This window comes from Izhakiella capsodis (genome assembly GCF_900115045.1).
GTDB lineage: Bacteria > Pseudomonadota > Gammaproteobacteria > Enterobacterales > Enterobacteriaceae > Izhakiella > Izhakiella capsodis.
On the sequence record NZ_FOVC01000002.1, the window covers coordinates 509200 to 535498 of the forward strand.

Consider the following 26299-nt stretch of genomic DNA (forward strand, 5'->3'; position numbering starts at 1 on the left):
CAGACAGAAGGAATTAATCTTTTACAAAGGTTTTTTGTGCAAATAAGGTAGCGAAACGCTGAGAGATCCGCTTGCCGTTTTCGTCGGTGCGATGCAACTGACCGACGTTTTCGTTGTATTTCACAATATGCCAGTTGCGGTAATAATGACTAAGTTCGCCCGATTTAAACGCAAAAGTAAAGTTAGGTTGGCTGGGATAGTCGGGGGTATCCATAGCGGCGACAATCAGGTTATGGCCGTTTTTCCTCGTTGAGGCCTGCATGTCAGCAATAAGCTGAGGGATGGTTGCAGGCTGTAAAAACATCATCACCACCGTTGACAGAATAAAATCCCAGTTTCCGTTAAAACGGTGATTATTTAGATCCACCCACTGAGTTTCTATGCCGGTGAGCTGCTCGGCTTCAATTATCCGGTTCAGGTTTTCCAGGCTGCGCGGGTTGCGATCCCATGCGGTCACCTTGAAACCTTTGAGATTAAGTAACAGCGTGTTGCGACCATTGCCGCAGCCTAAATCCAGCGCGTTGCCAACGGAAAGCGAAGGGAGCGCAGCAAAAACTTCTGAATGGGGCGCCGTTAGCGCGTATTTTTGCGTGAAATAGTTATCGGGAAGCGCAGGTTTCATATTTATCAGCCCGGTTCAGGCGGCTAACGCCGCCTGTTCAGATAGGTTAGTATTGGTTTTTTTCCTGAACGGTCAGGTTCCAGCCGGTCACTTCTTGCCAGTAATTTTGCTCTTTTTCCAGATCGAGCTGCACCAGATTATTCTGGCTAAAGAAATTTTGTGGAAACAGCAGCATCCAGTGACCATCGTCGGTTTTTAGCCCCAGCGAAGCTGGCACCGTTGTTGCCTGGCGCTGGTTATTTAGCAACACACTCAGACGGAGCAGAAAAATCAGCGGCAGGATTTGGCGCTTTTTGAATAGCGTGAAGCGCGGCAGGTCGTCAACCTTAATTGCTTTACGATGAAAGCGAACGAGGGTTGATAGCAGCATCTGCTGATCCTGATTGAAACCAGGAAGATCGGTATATTGCAGAATATAGGCGGAATGGCGCTGCATACCGCTGTGGTTGATGGTTAATCCGACCTCATGTAGCATCGCGGCCCACTTTAATAACGCTTCGAGCTGCGGATCGGCTTGTTTATGATTTTGATCGCGCCACTGACCGTATAGTTCAGTGGCGGTATTCAACACACGACGCGCCTGGTCACTGTCGATGTTGTAACTGCTCGCCAGGCTTTGTGCCGTGCGGCTGCGGATATCGCGGTGACGGAAGCGGCCCTCCATCTCATAAAGTACCCCCTCACGCAGCGCGCCGTCCGAGAGGCGTAGCTCTTTAATCGCCAGCGCATCAACGATGCCACACAAAATAGCCAGTCCAGGAACGAAAACTGTTTTACGTTCATCGGAAAGCCCTGGCAGCGTCAGCTCGTCAAAGCTTTTATACTGCATCACCACGTCACTGAGCTTTTCCAGACGCTCAGGGGTGATAGATTTTTCTTTCTTATCCATAGCGGCCAGCACTTCGCAGACGGCTTTGATGGTGCCTGAGGCGCCCATCGCATATTCCCATCCAAGCCGCCGGTACTGCCATGAAAGCGGCTCTAACTTTTGTGCTGCCGCCAGTCGGGCGCGGCGGAAGTTCTCTTTATTGATAATGTTGCCGGGAAAATAGAGCCTGGCAAAGCTGACGCAGCCCATACGCCGGCTCTCCACCAGGCGCGGTTCGAAGTTTTCACCGATCACCAATTCGGTTGAGCCCCCGCCAATATCGATAACCAGCTTGCGGCCTTTTTCCGGCTGAGTATGCTCAACGCCCATAAAAATCAGGCGTGCCTCTTCGTTACCGGAGATAACTTCGATGGGGAACTGTATGACTTTAGCCGCGCGCTGCAGGAAAACGTCAGCATTTTTTGCCTGACGCAGCGAATGGGTGCCGACGATGGTTACGTGAGCAGGCGTGAATCCCTGTAATCTTTCTGCAAACAGCGCCAGACATGACAGCCCACGCTGCATCGCTTCCTCGCTGAGATTACTGTCTGCGTCCAGACCATCGGCCAGATGCACACGCTGCTTAAGTTTGCCCAGCACCTGCATCGCGCCATCGACAACGCGCGCAATCACCATATGGAAGCTATTTGAACCGAGGTCTACAGCCGCGAATTCCTGCGGTTTCGGCGTAATTTTATGAGATACGGGCATAGATTAGTCAGTTTGCTCCAAAGATTTAAGATAGGCGTATATGGCCATTTGCGCGCGCACTTTACGTCGATTACCGCGCGGTACGTAGCTATTGCTGAGCTCTTTATCTAGATTACGGGCTTTAACGGTATCGCTAAACAGAATGTTCATGATATCGATTACACGCTGCTTGAGAGTCGCATCCAGCAATGGCACCGCGACCTCGATACGAAAGTCAATATTGCGTGTCATCCAGTCAGCGGAGGATAAGTAGACTTTTTTATCGCCGGCGTTTTCAAAAATATAGACCCTGTCGTGTTCAAGAAAACGATCTACGATACTGATGACGCGAATATTATCGCTGATGCCCGGCAGCTGCGGGATCAGCGAACACATGCCGCGCACGAGCAGATTAATCGGGACGCCGACGCTGGATGCCGCATATAGCCTGTCTACCAGTCCACCGTCAACCATATTATTCACTTTAAGCGTGATGCCACCTCGCAGCCCTTGCTGCACGTTGGCAATTTCGTTATCAATTAGTTTGTACAACCGCTCTCGCGAGTTTTGCGGCGATACCAGTAAATACTCGAAATCGACCGGACGATATGGGTTTTCAATGAAATTAAATACCCGACGAACCTCATTAGTAATCCTGGCATCCGCTGTCAGCAGGGAATAATCGGTGTAAATTCGAGCCGTTTTTTCATTAAAGTTACCGGTACCAATATGGGCGTATCTTACAACCTGCTCACCTTCGCGGCGGCTGATCAAGAACAATTTTGCGTGAATTTTCAGACCTGGCGCAGAGAAAATAACGTGTACTCCGGCGGCCGTAAGGCGTTTGGCCCAGAGAATATTGGCTTCTTCATCGAAACGGGCTTGCAGTTCGACCACCACGGTGACTTTTTTACCGTTCCAGGCTGCGTGCATCATGGCGTCCATAATGCGGGAGTCTTTCGCGACGCGGTAAATATTGATTTTTATCGATAGCACGCTGGGATCGAACGACGCCTGGCGCAGCAGTTCAAGTACATGTTCGAAGGTGTGGTAGGGATAATACAACAACACGTCGCGCTGGCGGAGAGCGTCAAATCCGTTGCGAAACTGGCTGAAATAGAGATGGCGCAGTGGCTGCGGCGACCGGTTTACCAGATTGGCTTTGCCGACGTTAGGAAAACTGATGAAGTCTTTAAAATTATGATAACGTCCCCCCGGCACGACCGAATCGTAGTTATCAATCCCCAGCTTTTTACACAAGAGCTCCACAAGCTCATCAGGCATATCACGCTGATATACAAAGCGTACTGGCTCTGCGGTCAGGCGTTGCTTCAGGCTGGAAGACATCAGCTCCATCAGACTTGATTCCATCTCGGTGACCAGGTCGTACTCCGCGTCGCGGGTCATTTTCATCGAGTAGGTATTAAGTTCATCGTAATCAAAGAAGCCACTGAATATCTCATCTAGGCAAAAACGCAGAATATTATCCAGTAAAATCATTGGTTTACGTCGACGCGGTGTTTCGGGAGGCAGATTGATAAAGCGCGGCACCTTATCAGAAGGGATCTCCAGCAGGGCATAGCGAATGGTTTCGCCCTGAATAATTTCTACCACCAGATAGGTGTAATCATCTTTGAGGAATACAATCAGGTCAGTATCACGGTTAATCAATATTGGCGTGATATGCTGGCGTAGCTCCTGACGGAAATAATCGCGCAGCCAGTTCTGCTGATTCGGTGAGAGCTGACGCTCGTTGATCAGGAAAATTTGATTACGCGCCATTTCCAGTAGCAGTTCGTTATACAGTCCGTCGAACTCCTGCTCCGCCTTTAGCACTCTGGCCTGAATTTTATTCAGCAGGTGGCGCAGTGAGTTAGGCGAGCCTGAACCCTGCTCCTCACCAATCAGTATCCGACGTTTTAAATCTGAGAAACGGACCTTATAAAACTCTTCAAGGTTATTAGAGTAGATACCCAGAAAACGCATTCGCTCAATCAGGGGATTATTTTTATCTGCTGCCTCCTGTAAAACGCGTTCATTGAAGGATAACCAGCTTAACTCTTTTTCAATATATAGTTTTTCCTGACCCATTATTACCCCATAGTCGCGATGCAGGAGGATGGTATCCACTATCCGTTTCATTATGGCGAGAGTAAGACAATAAAGTCCAATGGCTGTGAATGAATATTGTGTCAGACATAGGTTGCCGTTGAACGATGGCAGCTGTTTCGTAGTAGGCGATAATAAAAGCGAATCATCGTCTAATATTTGCGGCGATAGTGTGCGCCAGCTTGTCGGGACTGGCAGACGGAGACAAATTGCGCTCAGCGGAACATCAGGCGCGATGCACTATGAATCTGAATACAGGACGCAATAATGTAACCGCGCAGGTCGGCCTCTCCGGGGGACAAGTCAACGCGGTTGGACGGCCTGAACCGGATGGATGAACCAACCGGCTGCAGGGCTGCTCCGGCCAGACTATTCTGCCGCGTAGCCCTGCGGCGCAAGCGGCTTGCCATCAAGCCAGGCAGCGCCTTCGTGCATCTGCAGACGACCGGTGCAGAACCAGGCGATAGACAGCGGATAGATATTGTGTTCCTGATGCTGAACCCGCGCCTGCACGTCTTCTATGCTGTCGTCGGCAAATATTGGCACCCGCGCCTGCAAAATAACCGGACCGCCGTCCAGCTCCTGAGTCACGAAATGCACCGAGGTGCCATGTTCGGTCTCACCATTTTCAATCGCCCGTCTATGGGTATCTAATCCGGGGTATTTCGGCAGCAGGGAAGGATGTACATTGAGCATTCGTCCGCTATAGTGCTGGACAAACGCGTCGCTCAGTATGCGCATAAAACCCGCCAGCACCACCAGATCGGGCTGAAAACGGTCAATTTCCGCCATGAGGTGTTGGTCATACGCCTGACGATCGGCAAATGTGGCGGGTGGCAGCGTCAGGGTGGGTATTCCCGCTTCGTGCGCGCGCTGAAGCCCGTAAGCACTGGCTTTGTTACTGATAACGGCGACGACTTTGCCGCCGGTTTTTCCCTGCTGGCAGGCGGTAATGATTGCCTGTAAATTACTGCCGTTACCGGAAATAAGGACGACAATCCTTTTCATGCGATGACCACGCGCTCCGCGGCATTTGACGCCTTAATATGCCCCATTACCCATGCTTTTTCGCCAGCTTCAGACAGGAGTTCAATTGCCTTATCGGCCTCATCAGCGCGCAACGCTATCATCATGCCGACGCCGCAGTTAAAGGTACGATACATTTCATGCTGGCTGACGTTGCCGGCCTCTTGTAGCCAGCTAAATACCGCTGGCCACTGCCAACTGGCGCTATCGATAACCGCCTGAGTATTGTCTGGCAGCACGCGCGGAATGTTTTCCCAAAAGCCGCCGCCAGTCAGGTGAGCAATGGCGTGAACATCAACCTGCTCAATCAGACTCAGCAGGTTTTTTACGTAAATACGCGTCGGTGTCAGCAGGTGATCGGCCAGGGATTTGCCTTCCAGCTGAACGCTATCGGGGTCGGTGTTACTGACTTCAAGAATTTTTCGTATCAAAGAGTAGCCGTTAGAGTGCGGGCCACTGGAGGCGAGGGCGATCAGAACATCGCCGTCCTGCACCTTGCTGCCGTCGATAATTAATGATTTTTCCACGACGCCAACGCAAAAGCCTGCCACGTCATAATCTTCACCGTGATACATCCCCGGCATTTCCGCTGTTTCGCCCCCCACCAGTGCGCAGCCGGATTGTAAACAGCCTTCAGCGATGCCGCTAATGACGCTGGCTGCCGTTTCCACGTCCAGCTTGCCAGTGGCGTAATAGTCGAGAAAGAACAGCGGTTCTGCACCCTGAACAACCAGATCGTTCACGCACATTGCCACAAGGTCGATGCCGATGGTGTCATGACGCTTAAGGTCCATTGCCAGACGCAGCTTAGTGCCTACGCCATCGGTACCGGAAACCAGCACCGGCTCATGGTATTTTTGCGGCAGGGCGCACAGGGCGCCAAAGCCTCCCAGACCGCCCATGACTTCAGGACGACGTGTTTTCTTGACCACGCCTTTGATTCGGTCAACTAACGCATTGCCAGCATCAATATCAACGCCGGCGTCTTTATAGCTCAGAGAGGTTCTGTCGGTCACTGCGAAATCCCCACGCGGTTGCGATTGGTGGTATTAACGAAAGCGCGGCAATTCTAGCAGTGTGAGCAATCGTTTGCGAGTGCCATCTTTCGCTACATTCCTCACCGGCACCTTCGGGCGCGAGCCAGGTAATAAGGGTGTTTAATTTGATCCATTGCTTCTGGCAGCCTTGACAAAAGGCGGTATAATCTGACGATTTTTTTTTGCAGCCAATACATTTCGGGAGTCCAACTAATGAAGATCGTGGAAGTCAAACACCCGCTCGTCAAACATAAACTGGGTCTGATGCGTGAGCATGACGTAAGCACCAAGCGTTTTCGCGAGCTGGCGTCTGAGGTTGGAAGCCTGCTGACTTATGAAGCGACAGCCGATCTGGAAACCGAGAAAGTGACCACCGAAGGCTGGAACGGCCCGGTAGAAATTGAACAAATCAAAGGAAAAAAAATTACTGTAGTACCGATTCTGCGTGCCGGTCTTGGCATGATGGAAGGCGTACTTGAGCATGTACCCAGTGCCCGTATCAGCGTAGTCGGTATTTATCGCGACGAAGAAACCCTGGAGCCGGTGCCCTATTTTCAGAAGCTGGCCTCCAGTATGGATGAGCGTATGGCGCTGGTCGTCGATCCAATGTTAGCGACCGGCGGCTCAATGGTTGCCACTATTGATTTACTGAAAAAGGCTGGCTGTACCAGCATTAAGGTACTGGTACTGGTTGCTGCACCCGAAGGTATCCGTGCGCTGGAAAAAGTGCATCCGGATGTCGAGCTGTATACCGCCTCGGTCGACGAGGGACTGAACGAACAAGGCTACATTATTCCCGGGCTGGGCGATGCCGGCGATAAGATATTTGGTACTAAATAACCGCTGAAGCCGACCGCAGAGTCGGCTTTTTTTTACAAAAAAAACAATTCAAGGGGATATTCGATGACTCGTCGTGCCATTGGCGTTAGCGAGCGGCCACCGCTGCTGCAAATGATTCCACTCAGCTTCCAGCATTTATTCGCTATGTTTGGTGCAACCGTACTGGTACCCGTGCTGTTTCATATTAATCCCGCAACGGTATTGCTTTTTAATGGTATTGGCACGTTGCTTTATCTGCTGATCTGCAAGGGGAAAATCCCCGCCTACCTCGGCTCCAGCTTTGCTTTCATCTCACCGGTCTTACTGTTACTACCGTTAGGATATGAAAAAGCACTCGGCGGTTTTATTCTCTGCGGTCTGCTGTTTTGTCTGGTGTCACTGATTGTAAAAAAAGCCGGTTCTGGCTGGCTGGACGTTATGTTTCCACCGGCAGCGATGGGCGCAATCGTCGCGGTAATTGGTTTGGAGCTGGCTGGCGTTGCAGCGAATATGGCAGGTTTGCTGCCTGCTGACGGTGTGCCGACGGACGGGAAGGCGATGATCATTTCAATGGTGACGCTGGCGGTGACCGTGTTCGGCTCGGTACTATTTCGCGGCTTTCTGGCAATCATTCCGATTCTGGTCGGTGTGCTGGTGGGCTATGCGCTGTCGTATTTTATGGGCGTGGTTAATTGGGCGCCGGTTGAGCAGGCTAGCTGGTTTGCGTTACCTACGTTCTACAAGCCACAGTTTGATCTGGCGGCGATGCTGACTATTGTTCCCGCAGCGTTGGTGGTGATCGCCGAGCATGTTGGCCACCTGGTGGTGACGGCAAATATTGTAAAAAAAGACCTGATAAAAGATCCTGGACTGCATCGCTCGATGTTCGCGAACGGTATTTCAACGGTAATTTCCGGCTTTTTTGGATCGACGCCGAATACCACCTACGGTGAGAATATCGGCGTGATGGCCATTACCCGTGTTTACAGCACCTGGGTTATCGGTGGTGCGGCGGTTCTGGCTATTCTGCTTTCCTGTATTGGTAAGTTGGCCGCTGCCATTCAGGCGGTACCGGTGCCGGTAATGGGCGGTGTTTCACTGCTGTTGTACGGCGTCATTGCTGCATCAGGAGTACGAGTGCTGATTGAGTCGAAGGTCGATTATAACAAAGCGCAAAACCTTATCCTGACCTCGGTGATCCTGATCATTGGTGTCAGTGGTGCCAGGGTACATATCGGTGCAGCAGAGCTGAAAGGAATGGCGCTGGCAACGATAGTCGGCGTAATGCTCAGTTTAATTTTCAAAGTGATTTCACTGCTGCGTCCGGAAGAGGTGGTGCTGGAAGCACCGGAGGATGATGGTTAAAAATCGTCGACGGACGGTTCCGATCGTCCGTTTCATTTCCGCTGCTGAACTGTGATAAACTCAGGGCGATCTCCTACCGCTCAATTCCGAGGTAATTCTGAACACGCCTGCGCAGCTTTCGCTGCCACTTTATCTGCCAGATGATGAAACCTTTGCCAGCTTCTGGCCGGGGGATAACCCGGCGCTACTGGCGGCATTGCAGGGTGCGCTGGGGCAGAGTCATGGCAGCTATTTTTATATATGGGCGCGCGAAGGGAGTGGCCGCAGTCATCTGCTTCATGCAGCCTGTGCTCATCTCTCGGCGCGCAATCAGGCGGTGGGTTATGTCCCTCTGGATAAACGCACCTGGTTCGTTCCTGAGGTTCTGGATGGCATGGAACAGCTGGCGCTGGTGTGCATTGATAATATTGAATGTATCGCTGGTGATCAGCCTTGGGAAATGGCGATCTTCAATTTGTACAATCGTATTCTTGAGGGCGGCAAAACGCGCCTGATCATCACCGGCGATCGGCCAGCACGGCAGCTGAATCTGCAACTACCGGATTTGGCATCGCGCCTGGACTGGGGGCAAATCTATCGCCTGCAACCGCTGTCTGATGAGGATAAACTCCAGGCATTACAGCTGCGGGCGCGTCAGCGCGGTTTCGAGTTGCCGGAAGACGTTGGCCGTTTTTTGCTCAAGCGACTCGACAGAGAAATGCGTACGCTGTTCACCACCCTTGATCGACTTGATCACGCCTCAATCAGTGCCCAACGCAAATTAACGATCCCTTTTGTTAAAGAAATTCTCGGGCTTTAATGCTGGCGTGCTGGGCATATCAATGCTGTTTGAGTAAGGATAGCACCTGCTGCGGCGGACGCCCCAGTTTTGCCCGACCATTGACGATAACGATCGGCCGCTCAATCAGCGTTGGATTTTGCACCATAGCTTGTAATAACGCGGTTTCACTCAGGGTTGGGTCTGCCAGGTTTAGCGCCTGATAAAGGCTCTCACCCGTACGCATCAGCTGGCGCGCTTCGCTAAATTCCAGCTGACGCAGCAGCGTTTCCAGCGTGGCCAGGTCCGGTGGCGTGGTTAAGTAGAAGACGATCTGAGGTTTGATGTCCTGGGCTTCCAGCAGAGCGAGCGTTTCCCGGCTCTTGCTGCAACGCGGATTGTGGTAAATCATTACCTGACACACTGTTTATCTCCTGGTCGCTATCAGGACCGCTGATATTTCTGGAAAACTTGTTGCAGGCGGCGCAGCTGATCGATACGGGCGTCATAACGCGCCTGTTCCAGACTGCCGAGACGCGATTTCGAGCTGGCGCTGCTCAGTGCGCGAATGGCCTGATCCAGCTCGCCGCTCAGCGCCAGGCTTTCGGCTCGTGCGGCCAGCGCTTCATTGGATAGTCCCTGCGCTGCGTTAGCCTGGGCCAGTAAATCCCAGCCGTTGGCGTCATCTTTATGATCCCAGGTATAGCGATTGAGAATACGCGTCGCATCGGCCGGCTGATTGGCCTCAAGATAGGCATTGGCGAGGTTCAGCTGCAACACAGGATCGCTTATATTTTTTGCTGCCAGCAGACGGCGAATAGCATCCTGGGGCTTTTTCAGGCCAATGTCGATATCGGTCATGATATCCAGATACCAGAGATTGTCAGGATCGCTGGCAAGCATGGGATCGATGATGCGCCGGGCATCAGCAAATGATTTTGCCTGTAAAAACAGCACGGCTCTTCCGTACTGCGCGGCGGTTTTTTCCCGACGGTTACCCTGCAACCAGCTGTGCAGAAGATCGTCGCTGAGCTGGTTTTTTCCGGAAGCGTACATCCCCAGAGCACGTGCTTTTGCCATATAAAAACCTTGAGAAGATTGGATTACCACCGGCTTCATTTGATTTGCGCGATTACGCGCATCTGACAAACGGGAATCGGGTAACGGGTGCGTTAGCAGCATCTCCGGCGGCTTCTGACCATAACGTGACTGGTCAGCCAGTTTTTGCAGGAAGTGGGGCATTGCCTGTGGATCAAAACCTGAACGTTGCAAAACTTGCAGGCCAATACGATCGGCCTCCTGCTCATTTTGTTGAGTGAAGCTGATAATCCCCTGCTGGGTTCCAGCCAGCGTACCGGTCAGCGCCGCCATACCAGCCTGAGGATTCGCCATAGCCAGTAATATTGAGCCCAGTGCGCCGACCCATGTTAATGGGGCGCTACGCTGCTGTTCTTCCATCGCGCGGGCGAGATGGCGCTGGGTGACGTGAGAGATTTCATGGGCCATTACCGCTGCAAGCTGGCTTTCATTATCTACATAGCGAAACAGCGAAGAGTGCAGCACCACATTACCGCCAAAAAAAGCGAAGGCGTTCAACTCATCGTTACGGACCAGAAAGAAATGAAAAGGGGTACGCACTGACCAGGCATGGGAAACCAGACGCTGTCCGAGATTGTTGATATATGCATTAAGCAGCGGATCGTTGATTAACGGTGCGCTGGCCCGCAGTTGGCGTACATAAAAGTCGCCCATTTGCCGCTCTTGATCAATCGATAGTGTACCGCCTGCCGTGGTGCCCATATCGGGTAGATTATCGGTGACATCAGCCTTCACGGGCATGACTGTATTCATCACCAGGGCTGCCAGCGCAGAAGCGATAATTTGTGTTTTTAACGGCTTAAACATGCATCTTTTCCTGACAAGAAGTCATGGGTTAGACTCTGGATCGATCAAAACGTGCGGCATCCATCCGACGGGATTTCTCACTGCACTCTACCCATTCAGGTGTGACAGGAGAACCTCTCGTAGCACAGCCGCAGTTTACTCTGGAAAAGATTAAAGGAAAAGCGAGGCGGTTTTTGTAACGACAACAATTTACATGCCTTACAAACGACGGTTTTCTGCTTTTTATATCTGTTGGTCATCATAAACTATCTTTTTTAGATTAATCTTCTAGCTTACTTTTTCGTGATTGGCGCACTATTTCAAAAAATATTATTATCTTTATCTACTCCAACACTGATTGCCGCCTCTATTCTAAATGATTTTCCCTGCTTTATCTTTTCACATGTGATTGATGTCATATGGCTATATTTTTATCTTCCTATATAAATAACAATGCATGTTTAAGCAGCCTGCTGGCGAGCGTGTTAACGTCTGCTGATTATGTGGACATCCATTATGCGTGGAAGATGGTTTATAAACCGAATCTGACATAGATAATAATACTTTTATCGATGATGTAATCAAAAAAGAAAAGTCTTTAGTTTTTAATTTTCATTACAGCTGGATTGATAAATCGGTTATTTATGCGCTGTCCAGCCATACTATGGCTGCTACTCAAAAAATCGGGGATAAGATTAAGAACGCTGCCATGAAGAAAACGCCTGCGGATATTTTGGCACTATCGGGTATGCGTGTATTCGCGCTATTCACCAGCGTATCAGCTTATAAAGCCGATGGCTGGTTATTTCCTGAGCGGATCTAACGGATGGGCACTGCACGGAATATTACATTGCACATTGCCGGTTTTTTCGCTTGCATGGGGTGCGGCTGACGTGATGGACGCTAACCATTTTCGGCGGCGTTACCTCATGCCATCTACAAACGAGTGGTGAGCGGGTATGTTAACTGGCTAATGAGGCACTGTATCACAGGTTAAGAATGCTTACTGCGACCAGAGCAGCATGGGAACCCCGGAAGCTGTCAGACAATAATACTATTCATTTACGCTCTAAGTCGTTTGCGCGATACAAATCAGGATTAAATATGGCTTACTGCTTCTGCGGGTTAGGGTACACTGCAAGGACTTATCGATATTTACAGGCGGCTTGAATGCTGGAGTTGTTAAAGCAGTGGTATCGCCGACGTTTTAGCGATCCCCAGGCAATTGCGTTGCTGATCATTCTGGTTGGCGCCTTTTGTATTATTTATTTTTTTAACGGCCTGCTGGCACCGCTGCTGGTGGCGCTGGTCATTGCTTATCTTCTTGAGTGGCCGACCGCACGCCTCGAACGTCTCGGATGTACACGCACCTGGGCTGCGTCGCTGATTATGCTGCTTTTTGCTGGCATTGTTTTAATTTTGACCTTCGTGGTGGTGCCGGTGGCCTGGCAGCAGGGGATCAATCTCACCCACGATTTACCCAATATGTTGAATAACCTCTACCGTTACGCAATGCGCCTGCCTGAACGTTTTCCCACCCTGATGGACGTCGGCATTATCGATATCGTGGTGAACGATTTACGCAGCCGACTCAGTGGGTTGGGTGAACAAGTAGTGAAATACTCACTGGCCTCGTTAGTAGGATTGGTGACGCTGGCGATTTATTTGGTACTGGTGCCCATTATGGTGTTTTTCCTGCTTAAGGATCGGGAGCAGCTGTGGGGTAGCGTACTGCGCATTTTGCCGCGTCAGCGTGGACTGGCTGACCAGGTCTGGTTTGAAATGAACCAGCAAATTACTAACTATATTCGTGGCAAAGTGGTCGAGATGGTTGTCGTAGGTATCGCGACCTGGCTTGGTTTTGTCATTGTCGGAATGGATTACGCCCTGCTACTGGCGGTGCTGGTCGGTATCTCGGTGCTGATCCCTTACGTCGGCGCGGTCGTCTCGACGATCCCGGTTATCTGCGTCGGCTTGTTCCAGTGGGGCCTGGGTGGTGATTTCTGGACGATGCTGGCTGTTTATTTAATTATTCAGGGGCTGGATGGCAATCTTCTGGTGCCGGTACTGTTTTCCGAGGCGGTTAATCTGCATCCGCTGGTAATTATGATGTCTGTCGTGGTGTTTGGTGACATGTGGGGCTTCTGGGGCGTGTTTTTCGCTATCCCCCTGGCGACGCTGATTAAGGCTGTGATGCACGCCTGGCCGGATGAAGTGGTTTCGCCAACGCCAGAGGATTAGTCAGAGCCGGATCGGTTGTTAACCGATCCGGTTGAGTTTTAACATGCAGACTTTAGGTAGTCCAGCACGATGTCATGATGATTATTGGTTTTGAAATTATCGAAAACTTTCTCTATTTTTCCGTCATTACCGATGAGAAAACTGATGCGGTGAATGCCATCATAAGTTTTCCCCATAAATTTCTTCTCACCCCAAACGCCAAACTGTTGGCAAACCTGATGGTCTTCATCGGAAAGTAACGTAAAGTTCAGCATCTCTTTTTCGGCAAAACGAGACAGCTTCTCTGGTTTATCTGTGCTGATGCCAAGTACATCGACGCCAGCTTTTTTCACATCGTCCATGTTATCACGCAGACCGCAAGCCTGAACGGTGCAACCTGGCGTCATAGCTTTCGGATAGAAATAGACCAGAACGCGCTGTCCCTGGAAGTCGGTTAAACTCACTTGTTCGCCGTCCTGGTCGGGCAAGCTAAATTTCGGTGCCATATCACCGGCTTTCAGTGGGTTCATCACTATATCTCCATTTTTTCTTCATGCTGTAGATAAGACACGACGTTGATCGTGCCTTGAGCTCCCAGTTCGGTACATAGAACGTTGAACGCATGTTCGATTTGCGATGCATCCCGACGGGCGGGACTGTGAGCAGTTATTTGAATATAGAGTAAAGGTGGCTGATTTCCTTGCGCTGGCTGCGTACGTGAAACCAATTCGGCAATGTGCATCTGATAGGAGTCGAATAAGTCAGTAAAGCGCTCAATCAGATGCGGTGAGTCAGCGACTTCCACTTTGACCCAAACAGTTTCTGGCATTGGCGGTCTTTCCTGCGCCAGCGTGCGTTTCATTACGATAAGCAGCTCCAGTTCAGCGCCTTTTAGCGGCAAGGTTGACTCGATAAGATTAATAGCATTCCAGTTGCCGGACAACAGCATAATGAAGGTGAACTCCTCACCCAGCATCGCCAGCCGACTATCCTCAATATTGCAACCGCAACTACTGACATGGCGGGTAATGGTGTTAACGATACCGGGGCGATCAATGCCCAGGGCGGTAATCACCAGATGATGTTGCTCTGATTGCGGCAAAATAAAAATTCCTGTCAGGATGCTAATAGCAATAAGGTAAACATAAAAAAATCTGCTGACAAGCGCTTGAGACGCCTTGCGCCCTTGCTTTTAACACGGTGACAAACGTACCATGAAGCACTTGTTTGTCGAGGGGATCGCCAATGTTTACGGGAAGTATTGTTGCACTCGTTACGCCGATGGACGAAAAAGGGAATGTCTGCCGGACGAGTCTGAAAAAATTAGTAGATTATCATGTAGATAGTGAAACCTCCGCGATTGTGTCTGTTGGCACAACTGGCGAATGTGCCACGCTGACACATGATGAGCACGCCGATGTGGTGATGATGACGCTGGATTTTGCTGACGGTCGAATCCCGGTCATTGCCGGAACCGGCGCAAATGCCACCGCTGAAGGCATCTCCCTGACCAAACGTTTTGTCGATACTGGTGTGGTAGGCTGTCTGACCGTCGTACCCTATTACAATCGTCCGACTCAGGAAGGGCTGTATCAACATTTTAAAGCCATCGCAGAAAGCACCGATCTGCGACAAATGCTGTACAATGTGCCGTCTCGAACCGGTTGCGATATGCTGCCTGAAACTGTGGGCCGGTTGGCCGCGATCGAAAATATTATTGGAATTAAAGAGGCAACCGGGAACTTATCGCGCGTTGCCCAGATCCAAGAGCTGGCTGGTGATGACTTTATTATCGTCAGTGGCGATGATGCGACAGCGCTCGATCTGATGCAGCTGGGTGGCAAAGGCGTGATTTCCGTTACGGCGAATATTGCAGCGCGTGAAATGGCCGAGCTTTGTCGGCTGGCTAAACAGGGCAATTTCGCTGAAGCACGCCGTCTTAATCAGCGCCTGATGCCTTTGCATCAACAGCTGTTTTGTGAACCCAACCCGATCCCTGTGAAATGGGCAGCGAAGCGGCTGGGATTGATAGCGTCTGACATGCTGCGACTACCAATGACACCGCTGAGTGTAGCTGCCGAGCCGATCGTGGCTCAGGCGTTGACGCAAGCAGGTCTGCTGTAATTTTAGGGAGAATTGATGGCTTTTACCGTAAAAAGGTCCGCGTTGGTTGTTACGTTTGGACTTTCAACCGCGATGCTGCTGGCTGGTTGTTCTAACAATCAGCATTATAAACGTCAGGTCAGCGATAGCAGCGAGTATATGAACGCGCCAGGCCTGCAGGATTTGCACGTGCCAGCCGGAATGATATTACCTCTTCAGAATGGTAATTATGATGTGCCGACCGATGACAGCAAAGGTCCTGTCGGGAAGAAACTTGATATTCGCCCCCCGGCTCAGGCTCTGGCATTAATGAATGGTACGCGTACTCAGTTTAGCGGCAATACGGGTATGCTGATATTAGACAGCGTGCGCGACGCTAACCTGTGGTCGCAGGTGGTGAGCATTTTACAGTCACATCATTTTCCGATTGCTGAGCAGCAGGATGCCAGTCAATCTTTGACGACTAACTGGATCCAATGGCAGCGACCCGATGAAGATCATCAGTATCGTGGTCGTTATCAGATCAGCGTTCAGCAGCAGGGTTACCAGCAGTCGTTAAGCGTACGCTTATTGCAATTGCAGCAGGAAGGCAAAGAGATCAGCTCTTCGGGCGAAGTGCAGCGCTATACTGCGCAGATGCTTAACCTGCTCAGCGTCGGACTGGATAAAGCAGAAAATGATCGTCAAAGCGCAGCTGCGAATCGTAGCTCAGCTCAGTTAGACGTTCAGAGCGGTGCCGATGATACCGGCCTGCCAAATCTTGTCGTCCGTGCTCCGTTCAATACCGTATGGCAGCGCCTGCCCGCTTCGCTAGCGCGCATCGGCATGAAAGTAACCGACAGCAATCACTCTCAGGGTAGCCTGAGCGTGACCTATAAGTCACCCGGTAGCAGTACCTGGGATGCCCTGGCGGCGAAAGATCCCGGCCTGGTGAATGGTACATATAAAATTCAAGTCGGGGATTTAGGCAACCGCAGTAGTCTGCAGCTGACAGATCCACAAGGTCATACGCTGACTCAGTCGCAGAATGATGCGCTAGTACCTGTATTCCAGGCTGCCTTCAGTAAATAGTGTTAACAACAGGCCGGGGAGAATCCCGGCTTTTTTATTCAGCCCACGCAAACGATACCGTACTCAATGCGTGGCAAGTACCTGGCTATTTGTTTGGAGTTAATCAAGATGCAAAAGCAAGCTGAGTTGTATCGCGGCAAGGCGAAAACCGTGTACAGCACTGATAATCCGGATCTGCTGATACTCGAGTTCCGCAATGATACGTCAGCAGGCGACGGCGCGCGTATTGAGCAGTTTGAGCGTAAGGGAAAGGTAAACAACAGGTTCAATTATTTCATCATGAAAAAGCTTGAGCAGGCGGGTATTCCGACCCAGATTGAAGCTCTGCTCTCTGATAACGAAGCCCTGGTTAAAAAACTGGAGATGGTGCCGGTTGAATGTGTGATGCGCAATCGTGCGGCGGGATCGCTGGTAAAACGGCTCGGCGTAGAAGAAGGCATTGAGCTGGACCCACCTCTGTTTGACCTGTTCTTAAAAAACGACACTATGCATGACCCGATGATCAACGAATCATACTGCGAAACCTTTGGCTGGGTCAGTAAAGCGCATCTTGCCCGTATGCGGGAACTTACCTATAAGGCCAATGAAGTACTGCTTCGTTTGTTTGATGATGCCGGCCTTATTCTGGTGGACTTCAAGCTGGAGTTCGGTTTGTTTAACGGCGAAGTGGTGCTGGGCGACGAATTTTCACCCGATGGCGCGCGTCTGTGGGATAAGCAAACAATGGATAAGATGGACAAAGATCGCTTTCGACAGAGTCTCGGTGGCGTAATTGAAGCCTACGAAGAGGTGGCCCGCCGTCTTGGCGTAAACCTCGATTAATCTTTTGCCGGCACCCGATCCTTGAAGGGTGCCGCTTTTCCTGCCCTCCGTTCTGGTTTTAACCTGCACTCCCGACTAAAATCTATTTTATTTGTTCAACCTTAATATTTAGATATCCAGGGAGAAGATCTATGCGCTGGAGAGGCCATCGTGAAAGTGACCATGTTGAGGATCGTCGCGATCAGCCCACCGTTGGCGGTGGCCGCATGCGCATCCCACGAGGAAAAGGCGGACTGATAATATTAGTTATTGTTATCATAGCCAGCTATTACGGCTATGATCTTACGCCGTTGCTCACGGGGAATACAAACACGCTTAGTGCTCCCAGTCAGCAAAGTGCCAATTCCGCACGCGATGACGAAGCGGCTAAATTCACCTCTGTAATTTTTGCTTTAACCGATGATACTTGGAAAATGCTGTTTAATCATATGGGTAAAACCTGGCAGCCACCTACCCTGGTTATGTATCGCAATGTGACCCCTACTGCCTGCGGTCAGGGTCAGGCGGCGATGGGGCCGTTCTACTGTCCGGCGGACGATAAGGTTTATATTGATCTCTCTTTTTACGATGAGATGAAAACTACGCTGGGGGCTGACGGTGAGTTTGCCCAGGGCTACGTTATCGCCCATGAGGTCGGCCACCACGTGCAAAAACTCCTCGGTATTGAATCTAAAGTGCGCCAGATGCAGCAGGGCGTTAGTCAGGCTCAGGCAAATCAGCTGTCAGTTAAGCTGGAACTGCAAGCCGATTGCTTTGCTGGCGTCTGGGGGCACTACATGCAGCAGCAAAATATTCTGGAACCAGGTGATTTACAGCAGGCGCTGAATGCTGCTGAGGCCATTGGTGATGACCGACTGCAACAACGTGGTCAGGGAAAGGTGGTGCCTGATAGCTTCACTCATGGTACCTCGCAGCAGCGATACAGTTGGTTTAAACGCGGTTTTGAGTACGGTAATCCGGCGAATTGCAATACCTTTCAATGAACCGACTGTCAGACCTCAGTCATAACATGTCCGTCTGTGGTATCCGCCGACTGGCGGTACTAAGCGGTGACGCGCAATGGTGCCAGCAGCAGGTGTTATGCTGGCAGCAACGGTTACCTGGCGACTGGTTGTGGGTTAGCGAAACGTCACCGTCAGCGTTGCATTGCACACCCGGCGCCATACGAACGCTGCTGGGACGTGAGTTTCATCATGCGGTTTTTGATGCCAGAGAGGGGTTTCATGCCGAGGCGTTTGCGGCGCTGGCAGGCACGTTGCGAGCGGGAAGCTGGCTGCTGCTACTGATCCCAGCTTTAGAGGATTGGGCCACACAGCCTGACAGCGATTCGCTGCGATGGAGCGAACAGCCTCAACCCGTTGCGACTCCCAACTTTATCCATCATTTACGCCGTCTGTTTTGCGATCCCCAGGTGTTGTTACATCAGCAGGGGCTGGCGCCACGCTGGCCGGATGACAGGTCTTTTGCCCGCTGGCGGAGTAGTGATAACGAGCAGCAGGTGCTATGTCAGCAGCTGCTCGCCAGCCCGCCAGGCATTAGCGTACTGACCGCCGGACGTGGCCGTGGCAAGTCAGCCCTCGCGGGAATGCTGGCGCGCCACTGGCCGGGAGTCTGTTGGGTGACGGCTCCGGCCAGGGTCTCAACCGACGTGCTGTCTGCTTTTGCCGGCGATCGCTTTCAGTTTATTGCGCCCGACAGACTGCTGGCGCTGTGTCATGCCGGTTCGCCACCCGCTGGCGACTGGCTGCTGATTGATGAAGCTGCCGCCATTCCTGCGCCCGTGCTCAGGCAGCTGATAGCGTGCTTTCCCAGAGTTTTGCTGACGACGACCATTCAGGGTTATGAAGGTACCGGACGCGGCTTTGTGCTTAAATTTTGTGCCTCTCTGCCCGCAGTACGGATGCTGACGCTTAATCAACCGCTGCGTTGGGCAGCGAATGATCCGCTGGAAAGCTGGCTGGCGCGTGCACTGATTTTCGCCGAGCCGCAGATAGTTAACACAGAAGGCGAACTCCGCTGGTTCAGCCTGCAACCGCAGGACTGGCAATGCTCGCCGAAGCTGCTAAGTCAACTCTATCAGCTGCTGTGCAGCGCTCACTATCGTACATCGCCACTCGATCTGCGCCGTATGATGGATGCACCGGGACAGCATTTCAGCCTGGTCATGCAGCAGGAGCGGGTACAAGGGGGGATGTGGCTGGTTGAAGAGGGCGGTCTTGACAGCGCATTAGCGGACAATGTCTGGGCTGGGTGGCGGCGTCCGCCAGGTAATCTGGTCGCGCAGTCTCTGGCGGCACATGCCGGATTACGTGACGCGCCGCGGCTCAGAGCCAGGCGTATCAGCCGTATTGCCGTGACGCCAGCCCTGCGCAGACAAGGCGTGGGTCGCCAACTGGTGGACCTTGCATTGCGGGAGGCGCGGGGTTGTGACTATCTCTCGGTCAGTTTCGGTTATACCGCCGAATTACTGGCATTCTGGCAGGCATGCGGATTTCAGCTGGTACGCATTGGCAGCGCCCGTGAGGCCAGCAGCGGCTGCTATGCTGCGATGGCGCTGCGGCCATTAACGCTACCGGGGGAGCAACTGATTACCCGTGCGCGTCGGCGGTTTGACGATGAACTGGGCTGGTTACAGGAAATTATTAACGAACCGGCTCTCAGCCGGGTGCAGCGTTGTGAGAGGGTACCAGACCGTCAGGATAAGCTGGAGCTGGCTTGCTTTGCTTTTGCTCAGCGTCCTTTTGAAGCAACCCGGGCAGCATTGGGCCGCCTGGTGTTACACAGTCCGGCGCCCATGCCGCTCCTGCGCGGGGCTATCCTACAGCATCAGTCGTCGCAGGCTCTCTGCCGACAGTTCGCGCTGAGCGGCCGCCGCCAGCTGATAACGCGCTGGCGTGAGGAAGCGGCTACTGGTTTATACTCGCTGAATACCACTGAGGCCGAATCTTTAAAACATCAGCTTCGCTCATTGCAATAAAGCGAGCATTGTCGATTGGTTGTCAAATAACCGGGGTCAAGTACATGTGGTCACTGGATGCTCGCCGTGCAAAGCCTCGCCGGGCGATTGGTGCGTGTATGTCGGTTTCACGATTAAGGTAAAATCTGAGTGCGAATGTCAGTGGTGTGAGAGACAGTTTAGCCTGTTCTTTCAACAGACTCTGATGGTGGGTATTGATGGACTGAAGCCTTCAGTCCATCCCACGCGGCTATTTTGACGTGGCGGTGTCGGGGTCATGAGGAGGTGAGAAATTTTCTCTGAGTATTTCAGGGTTTTTTCGGCCAGTCGTCATCGTCATCCCATTTTGCATTATTATCCCGGTGGGGCGGCAGTTCAGGTCGATTTGCCAGGTATTTCTTCGGGTCAATACGCTTTAAATCTTTATAGACATTAATCAATACGCCGACCATCAATACAATAATAATTATCCACCAGTAATCTTTAACCCATTCCATACTCTCTCCTCGGGTGAAAATGTCAGGCGATGAGCTGCTCCATAATGCGTTGATACATGCGGCTAAGCAATTGCAGATCAGCCGCTTTAACACATTCATTGATTTTATGGATGGTAGCGTTTACTGGTCCCAGCTCGACCACCTGCGTACCCATGCGAGCAATAAAGCGGCCGTCCGATGTACCGCCATTCGTTAGCAGCTGCGGCTTATTTTCAGTATAGTGCGTAACGGCATTAATCACCGCATCCACAAGTTTACCGCGAGCAGTCAAAAAAGGCTGACCAGAAAGGTTCCAGCTTATGCTGTAGGGTAACTTATGTTTTTCCAGCATCACTTCAACCTGTGAGCGGATCAGCGCATCTGTCAGCTCGGTGCTAAAACGAAAATTAAATTGCAGATGAAGATCGCCGGGGATGACGTTGTTGCTACCTGTACCGGCATGAATGTTGGCAATCTGCATGCTGGTCGGCGGGAAAAACGCGTTGCCGTTATCCCATTCGGTGTTCACCAGCTCCAGCAAAAAAGGGGTGGCTCGATGGACTGGATTGTCAGCGAGGTGGGGATAGGCGACGTGGCCCTGAACACCGTGAATAGTCACTTCGGCGGTTATTGAACCGCGGCGGCCATTTTTTACCACATCGCCGACGATCTCGTTGCTGGATGGTTCGCCAACCAGGCAGTAATCCAGCCGCTCGTTGCGTGCCATCAGTGCCTCGACCACTTTCACCGTGCCGTCTGCTGCACTGGCTTCTTCATCCGAGGTGATTAAAAAAGCCAGCCGGCCACGGTGGTAGGGGTGTGCAGCGACAAAGCGCTCTGCAGCAACGACCATCGCTGCGAGTGAGCCTTTCATATCCGCCGCACCCCGGCCGAATAGCATGCCATCACGGATAGAGGGTTCAAAGGGTGGCGTGATCCAGCGGGCCTCATCACCGGTTGGCACCACGTCAGTATGGCCAGCAAACGCCAGCGTTTCTCCCTGGCCTCGCCATGCCCAGAAATTGTGCGTATCGCCAAAAGGCATGGATTCAACGGTAAAGCCCAGCGCTTTCAAACGGGAAATCATGATAGCCTGGCATCCGGCATCGACAGGGCTCAGGGAAGGGCGTCGGATCAGTTGCTGTGCCAGCTCAATAACCGGACAAAACATATTCAGTGGTTCTCCTGAATGAAAATCATATAGCTTTGCACATCAAAACCCAGCAGCATAGCACCGTTGTCAGCCATTAACAGCGGGCGTTTAATTAATGCCGGATGCGCCATCATCAAATCTGCGGCGCTCTGTTCATCCTGAACACTGTTGCGCGTGGCTTCATCAAGCTTACGCCAGGTTGTGCCGCGCGTATTCAGCAACGCCGGATAGCCGAGCTGATTGATAAAACGCTGCAACAGTGCGTGATCCAGACCGTCAACACGGTAATCATGAAACTGCGTTTCAACCTGCTGTTGCTCAAGAAAGCGACGGGCTTTTTTTACTGTATCACAATTTTTGATGCCATAAATTCTAAGCATTTTTGTTTATTCCGTTATTAAACTCGGGGCCATAACTCTGAGAATGACCTGCATCAAGTCGCTAGTTTACAGCGGATGCTTTCTCAAGACAGTAGGTAAAATATTGCGGCAACAAGCGGGGGCAATCAACATGAATGCTATGACAGATTCAGTAAAGCGCCTGGAGCTGGCGATCCAGGCAACCATCGTGTTTAAAATACCCAACCGGGCTTATCAGTTAACCTCGATTGAATAACGGTAAAACCCGTATTTTTTTGTAAAGAAGACGTTTTAGAATGCATCCATACTCATAACGAGGTGCATTATGATTGAGGTTGAACTGGGTTACTGGAAAGATTTCATCGAGGCCATGCTGCGTTAGAAGCGCTGCCCAGGCCGAAAATTGACTGAGAGAATATCGAAAGAACGCAAGTAAAATGGCAGCCGCGAGGCTGCCATGTTGTTGCCAATCCTGAACGACTTCCTGGCTCTTAGCCACAGCTCGGATACCCTGAAGGATTAACTACCATCAGATTTTTCCGCCAATGGTTCCGGAGTATCCGGTAAATGTTTGGGGGGAAAAGCAGTGGCCGCTGGCGAAGGCTTAAGGGGAAAACGTCTTCTGACCTGAACAAAGAATAGCGGCACGAAAAATATAGCCAGCAAAGTAGCCGTTATCATACCGCCCAGTACACCTGTACCGACGGCATGCTGGCTATTACAGCCAGCGCCGCTGGCAACTGTCATGGGCAGTACGCCGAGGCCAAAGGCTAATGAGGTCATCACAATTGGCCTCAATCGTAATCGTGCAGCCTGTAACGCAGCTTCTAGTAGATCCATTCCCTGCCGGTTCATACTGTTGGCAAATTCAACAATGAGAATAGCGTTTTTGGCTGTCAGACCGACTACCGTAAGCAGACCCACCTGAAAATATACGTCATTATCAAGGCCGCGCATCCAGGTTGCGAGCAGGGCGCCAAGTACGCCGAGTGGCACCGCCAGCATGACAGAAAAAGGGATCGACCAGCTTTCATACAACGCTGCCAGGCTGAGAAAAATCACCAGCAGTGAAATAGCGTAGAGTGCCGGTGCCTGCTTACCATTCAGGCGCTCCTGGTAGGAAGAGCCGGTCCATTCCATGCCAAAGCCTGCAGGCAGTTTAGCCACCAGTTTCTCCAGTGTTGCCATGGCAGTGCCGGAACTGGTACCTGACGACGGTTCGCCAATAATTTCCAGCGAGGGGTAGCCGTTATAGCGCTCCAGAAGAGGTGAGCCACTTGTCCAGTGTGAAGTTGCAAAAGCGCCAAAGGGTACCATTTGATCGCTACTGTTGCGCACATACCACTTATAGATATCGTTTGGCAGCATACGATATTTAGCCGCGGCCTGAACGTAAACTTTTTTAGTACGACCGCGATCGAGAAAATCATCGACGTAGCTCGATCCCCATGCAGTGGTTAGCGTATCGTTAATATCATCCATCGATAGCCCCATAGCTTCGGCTTTACGCTGATCGATATTAATTTGCAGCTGTGGGCTGTCCTCCATGCCGTTGTGACGCACACTGCTCAGGTTTGGGTTTGCGCGAGCTAACGCCAGTAGCTCATCGCCAGCTTTCATGAGCGCCTGATGACCAGCACCCGCGTGATCTTCCAGCTCCATATCAAAACCTGAGGAACTGCCGAGCCCGCTGATAGCCGCCGGGCTGAAAGCAATAACGGTTGCCTGTTTCAGCGTACTAAAATGCTGGGTAGCGCGATTGATGATAGCGAATGAGGAGTCAGCGGAAGCGGTGCGCTGACTCCAGTCTTTCAGCCGGACGAACATAAAAGCGACATTTTGTCCATTGCCACCAGGACCGGCGCCTACCACGGAAAAAACCGACAGCACGTCTTTTTTATCCTGATGCAGGTAATAATTCTCGACTTTTTCTACCACCTTTTTGGTTTCATTCATGGTGGAACCGGGGGGCAGCTGAACCATAGTCATAAAAATACCGCGATCTTCAGCGGGTAAAAAGCTTGTTGGCAGATGTAAAAATAGCAGTGCTACGATGCCTATCAGTGCACCATACAACAGCAACCAGCGGCCGGTTTTGCCTAAAATTTTGCTCACGCAATGCTGGTAACGATCGGAATTATGGTTGAAACGATGGTTAAACCAGACAAAAAATCCTTTACCACTTTGGGCATGTTCGGGTGTTATCGGTTTAAGCAAAGTAGCGCACAGCGCTGGAGTAAGAATCATCGCTACTAACACCGAAAGCCCCATCGCGGAAACGATGGTCACCGAGAACTGCCGATAGATCTCGCCCACCGTACCGCCAAAAAAAGCCATCGGAACAAAGACCGCCGACAAGACCAGTGAGATGCCAACTAGCGCACCCTGAATTTGTCCCATCGATTTACGGGTCGCTTCGAGCGGTGACAAACCCTCACTGCGCATAATGCGTTCGACGTTCTCTACAACGACGATGGCATCGTCCACTAACAGACCTATCGCCAGTACCATAGCAAACATGGTCAGAGTATTCAGGCTGAAGCCACAAAGATAGAGAATGCTGCATGTCCCTAATAACACCACTGGTACCGCAATAGTCGGAATGAGGGTGGCGCGAAAATTCTGCATAAACAGGTACATAACCCCGAATACCAGTAAAACTGCTTCAAGCAAGGTTTGAACAACGTCTTTAATCGATGCCTTCACAAAGGGGGTTTCTTCATAGGCGATGTGGGCCTGAAGACCGTGAGGAAAATACTGAGAAAGGGCGGTAATCTCATGGCGCACCCTTTCGTCGGTTTGCACCTCATTCGCGCCAGCCGCAAGCTTGATACCCATGCCGGTTGCAGCATGACCATTATAGCGGCTGATGTAGTTATAGCTTTCTGCGCCAAGCTCAACTTTAGCGACATCGCCCAGAGTGACAGCCGATCCATCCTGATTTACTCTCAATGTTATCTGGCGAAACTGCTGAGGTGTCTGCAGCAGCGATTGCGCATTCACCGTCGCGTTCAGCGCCTGGTGCGAGGTCTGTGGCATTCCGCCGAGTTGGCCAACGGCAACCTGAGTATTTTGCGCCTTAATGGCGTTGATGACGTCCTCAGTCGTCAGAGAGTAGGCATAAAGTTTATTAGGATCGAGCCAGATTCGCATTGCATATTGTGAACCATAAGGGTCCACTTCGCCAACGCCATTGATACGACTCAGCGGGTCCTGCACGTGGCTGGCAATATAGTCAGCAATATCCTGACTTGTCATGCTACCGTCGGTGGAAACGAAGGCGACAGTCAGAAAGTTACTGCTACCCACCTTTCTGACCGTCACACCCTGGGTTTGCACTGCCTGGGGTAGACGTTTTAGCACTGAATTTAGCTGCGATTGGACCTGTTGCATTGCTTCATCAGGATCGGTGCCGGGGCTAAAGGTTAGCTCAATACTCGCCTGGCCATTATTACTACTCTGTGAAGACATATAGACCAGATTATCGATACCTGTCATGCTTTGTTCGATGTTCTGAGTCACTGTATTATCGACAGTTTCGGCGGATGCTCCAGGATAGGTTGCCGAAATCATCACGTTAGGCGGGGCCAGGTTCGGATATTGTTCAACAGAAAGATTGAAAATCGCAAGAGTTCCGGTCAGGCACAGTAAAATAGCCAGCACCCAGGCAAAAATAGGGCGATTGATGAAAAAATTCGCCATGAAATATCAGCTCCCGATGTGTAGTCGCGACTTACAAAACACGCAGTGCTAACCGTTAGATAACCGCGTGGAAATAGTGGAATGTTTGTGTTTGTTCTGGATATTAAGCCGGTGAGCACTTTACCCGGCGATGCTTAAAAAAGCATGAGGAAAATTAGAAAGAAAGTGTAAGTTATCGTGGTAATTCGTAGCAGTGCCAGTTGGCGTTTTAGATAGCGCTGCCGTAGTGCGTATAGCTGAATTCTCTTTTACATATCCGT

Annotated in this window: 23 protein-coding genes; 10 read left to right on the forward strand and 13 right to left on the reverse strand. The window is 51.3% G+C overall.

Features of this window, described 5'->3' with window-relative positions; translation table 11 throughout:
- Positions 1-13 precede the first annotated feature (13 nt).
- The 5 genes from tehB to purM all read right to left on the reverse strand — a co-directional run bounded on the left by tehB (position 14) and on the right by purM (position 6331).
- Complete coding sequence (gene tehB / locus BM191_RS05735) at positions 14-622, reverse strand: tellurite resistance methyltransferase TehB (protein WP_092876020.1); 609 nt, start codon at positions 620-622, stop codon at positions 14-16.
- Between the two features lie 46 nt (positions 623-668).
- Positions 669-2201, reverse strand: a complete 1533-nt coding sequence (gene ppx / locus BM191_RS05740) for an exopolyphosphatase (RefSeq protein ID WP_092876022.1) — start codon at positions 2199-2201, stop codon at positions 669-671.
- A gap of 3 nt (positions 2202-2204) precedes the next feature.
- Positions 2205-4271: a polyphosphate kinase 1 gene (gene ppk1 / locus BM191_RS05745; RefSeq protein WP_092876024.1), complete on the reverse strand. Its 2067-nt coding sequence runs from the start codon at positions 4269-4271 to the stop codon at positions 2205-2207.
- Positions 4272-4658: 387 nt separating this feature from the next.
- Positions 4659-5297, reverse strand: a complete 639-nt coding sequence (gene purN / locus BM191_RS05750) for a phosphoribosylglycinamide formyltransferase (RefSeq protein WP_092876026.1) — start codon at positions 5295-5297, stop codon at positions 4659-4661.
- Positions 5294-6331: a phosphoribosylformylglycinamidine cyclo-ligase gene (gene purM / locus BM191_RS05755; protein WP_092876028.1), complete on the reverse strand. Its 1038-nt coding sequence runs from the start codon at positions 6329-6331 to the stop codon at positions 5294-5296. The genes purN and purM overlap by 4 nt, the downstream gene beginning before the upstream one ends.
- A 234-nt stretch (positions 6332-6565) precedes the next feature.
- On the opposite strand from purM, the gene upp reads away from it, so the two are divergent.
- The 3 genes from upp (at position 6566) to hda (ending at position 9335) form a co-directional block, all read left to right on the forward strand.
- Entirely contained in the window at positions 6566-7192 is a 627-nt protein-coding gene (gene upp / locus BM191_RS05760) for a uracil phosphoribosyltransferase (RefSeq protein WP_092876030.1), read from the forward strand.
- Between the two features lie 63 nt (positions 7193-7255).
- Complete coding sequence (gene uraA / locus BM191_RS05765) at positions 7256-8536, forward strand: uracil permease (RefSeq protein ID WP_092876032.1); 1281 nt, start codon at positions 7256-7258, stop codon at positions 8534-8536.
- Positions 8537-8633: 97 nt separating this feature from the next.
- On the forward strand, positions 8634-9335 hold the full coding sequence (gene hda / locus BM191_RS05770) for a DnaA inactivator Hda (protein ID WP_230479531.1): 702 nt from the start codon (positions 8634-8636) through the stop codon (positions 9333-9335).
- Between the two features lie 19 nt (positions 9336-9354).
- Here the strand turns inward: hda and arsC are convergent, their stop codons facing one another.
- The gene (arsC, locus tag BM191_RS05775; protein WP_092876036.1) at positions 9355-9717 is read right to left on the reverse strand and encodes an arsenate reductase (glutaredoxin); all 363 of its coding nucleotides are present in this window, start codon (positions 9715-9717) and stop codon (positions 9355-9357) included.
- 20 nt (positions 9718-9737) lie between these two features.
- A complete protein-coding gene (gene bepA / locus BM191_RS05780; RefSeq protein ID WP_092876038.1) occupies positions 9738-11198 on the reverse strand; it encodes a beta-barrel assembly-enhancing protease in 1461 nt (486 codons plus the stop codon).
- Between the two features lie 1149 nt (positions 11199-12347).
- On the opposite strand from bepA, the gene BM191_RS05785 reads away from it, so the two are divergent.
- Positions 12348-13418 (forward strand): AI-2E family transporter, encoded by a 1071-nt coding sequence (locus tag BM191_RS05785; protein ID WP_092876040.1) that lies wholly within the window; start codon positions 12348-12350, stop codon positions 13416-13418.
- Between the two features lie 38 nt (positions 13419-13456).
- Here the strand turns inward: BM191_RS05785 and bcp are convergent, their stop codons facing one another.
- Together bcp and BM191_RS05795 are read right to left on the reverse strand one after the other, a co-directional pair.
- Positions 13457-13927, reverse strand: coding sequence for a thioredoxin-dependent thiol peroxidase (bcp, locus tag BM191_RS05790; protein ID WP_092876042.1), 471 nt, complete (start codon positions 13925-13927; stop codon positions 13457-13459).
- A 2-nt stretch (positions 13928-13929) separates the two neighbouring features.
- Positions 13930-14499 carry a glycine cleavage system transcriptional repressor gene (locus BM191_RS05795; protein ID WP_092876044.1) on the reverse strand — a complete coding sequence of 190 codons (570 nt, stop codon included), beginning with the start codon at positions 14497-14499 and terminating at the stop codon, positions 13930-13932.
- A 143-nt stretch (positions 14500-14642) separates the two neighbouring features.
- Between BM191_RS05795 and dapA the strand changes: the two genes are divergently transcribed.
- From dapA to BM191_RS05820, 5 genes are all read left to right on the forward strand, one after another.
- A complete protein-coding gene (gene dapA / locus BM191_RS05800; RefSeq protein ID WP_092876046.1) occupies positions 14643-15521 on the forward strand; it encodes a 4-hydroxy-tetrahydrodipicolinate synthase in 879 nt (292 codons plus the stop codon).
- Positions 15522-15536: 15 nt separating this feature from the next.
- A complete protein-coding gene (gene bamC, locus BM191_RS05805; RefSeq protein ID WP_092876048.1) occupies positions 15537-16571 on the forward strand; it encodes an outer membrane protein assembly factor BamC in 1035 nt (344 codons plus the stop codon).
- A 108-nt stretch (positions 16572-16679) separates the two neighbouring features.
- Positions 16680-17393, forward strand: coding sequence for a phosphoribosylaminoimidazolesuccinocarboxamide synthase (gene purC / locus BM191_RS05810; RefSeq protein WP_092876050.1), 714 nt, complete (start codon positions 16680-16682; stop codon positions 17391-17393).
- Positions 17394-17524: 131 nt separating this feature from the next.
- On the forward strand, positions 17525-18376 hold the full coding sequence (gene ypfJ, locus BM191_RS05815) for a KPN_02809 family neutral zinc metallopeptidase (protein ID WP_092876052.1): 852 nt from the start codon (positions 17525-17527) through the stop codon (positions 18374-18376).
- Positions 18373-20370 carry a tRNA(Met) cytidine acetyltransferase TmcA gene (locus BM191_RS05820; protein WP_092876054.1) on the forward strand — a complete coding sequence of 666 codons (1998 nt, stop codon included), beginning with the start codon at positions 18373-18375 and terminating at the stop codon, positions 20368-20370. The genes ypfJ and BM191_RS05820 overlap by 4 nt, the downstream gene beginning before the upstream one ends.
- A 287-nt stretch (positions 20371-20657) precedes the next feature.
- On the opposite strand, the gene BM191_RS05825 is transcribed toward BM191_RS05820, so the two are convergent.
- Genes BM191_RS05825 through BM191_RS05835 form a run of 3 tightly spaced genes read right to left on the reverse strand, consistent with a single transcriptional unit; the run spans position 20658 to position 22358 of the window.
- Positions 20658-20846: a YpfN family protein gene (locus BM191_RS05825; RefSeq protein ID WP_092876056.1), complete on the reverse strand. Its 189-nt coding sequence runs from the start codon at positions 20844-20846 to the stop codon at positions 20658-20660.
- A 22-nt stretch (positions 20847-20868) separates the two neighbouring features.
- Positions 20869-21996: a succinyl-diaminopimelate desuccinylase gene (gene dapE, locus BM191_RS05830; RefSeq protein ID WP_092876058.1), complete on the reverse strand. Its 1128-nt coding sequence runs from the start codon at positions 21994-21996 to the stop codon at positions 20869-20871.
- A gap of 2 nt (positions 21997-21998) precedes the next feature.
- On the reverse strand, positions 21999-22358 hold the full coding sequence (locus tag BM191_RS05835; RefSeq protein ID WP_092876060.1) for an ArsC family reductase: 360 nt from the start codon (positions 22356-22358) through the stop codon (positions 21999-22001).
- Between the two features lie 304 nt (positions 22359-22662).
- Between BM191_RS05835 and ypfM the strand changes: the two genes are divergently transcribed.
- Positions 22663-22719 (forward strand): protein YpfM, encoded by a 57-nt coding sequence (ypfM, locus tag BM191_RS16500; RefSeq protein WP_143088792.1) that lies wholly within the window; start codon positions 22663-22665, stop codon positions 22717-22719.
- Positions 22720-22856: 137 nt separating this feature from the next.
- On the opposite strand, the gene acrD is transcribed toward ypfM, so the two are convergent.
- A complete protein-coding gene (acrD, locus tag BM191_RS05840) occupies positions 22857-26039 on the reverse strand; it encodes a multidrug efflux RND transporter permease AcrD (protein WP_092876062.1) in 3183 nt (1060 codons plus the stop codon).
- Positions 26040-26299 lie beyond the last annotated feature (260 nt).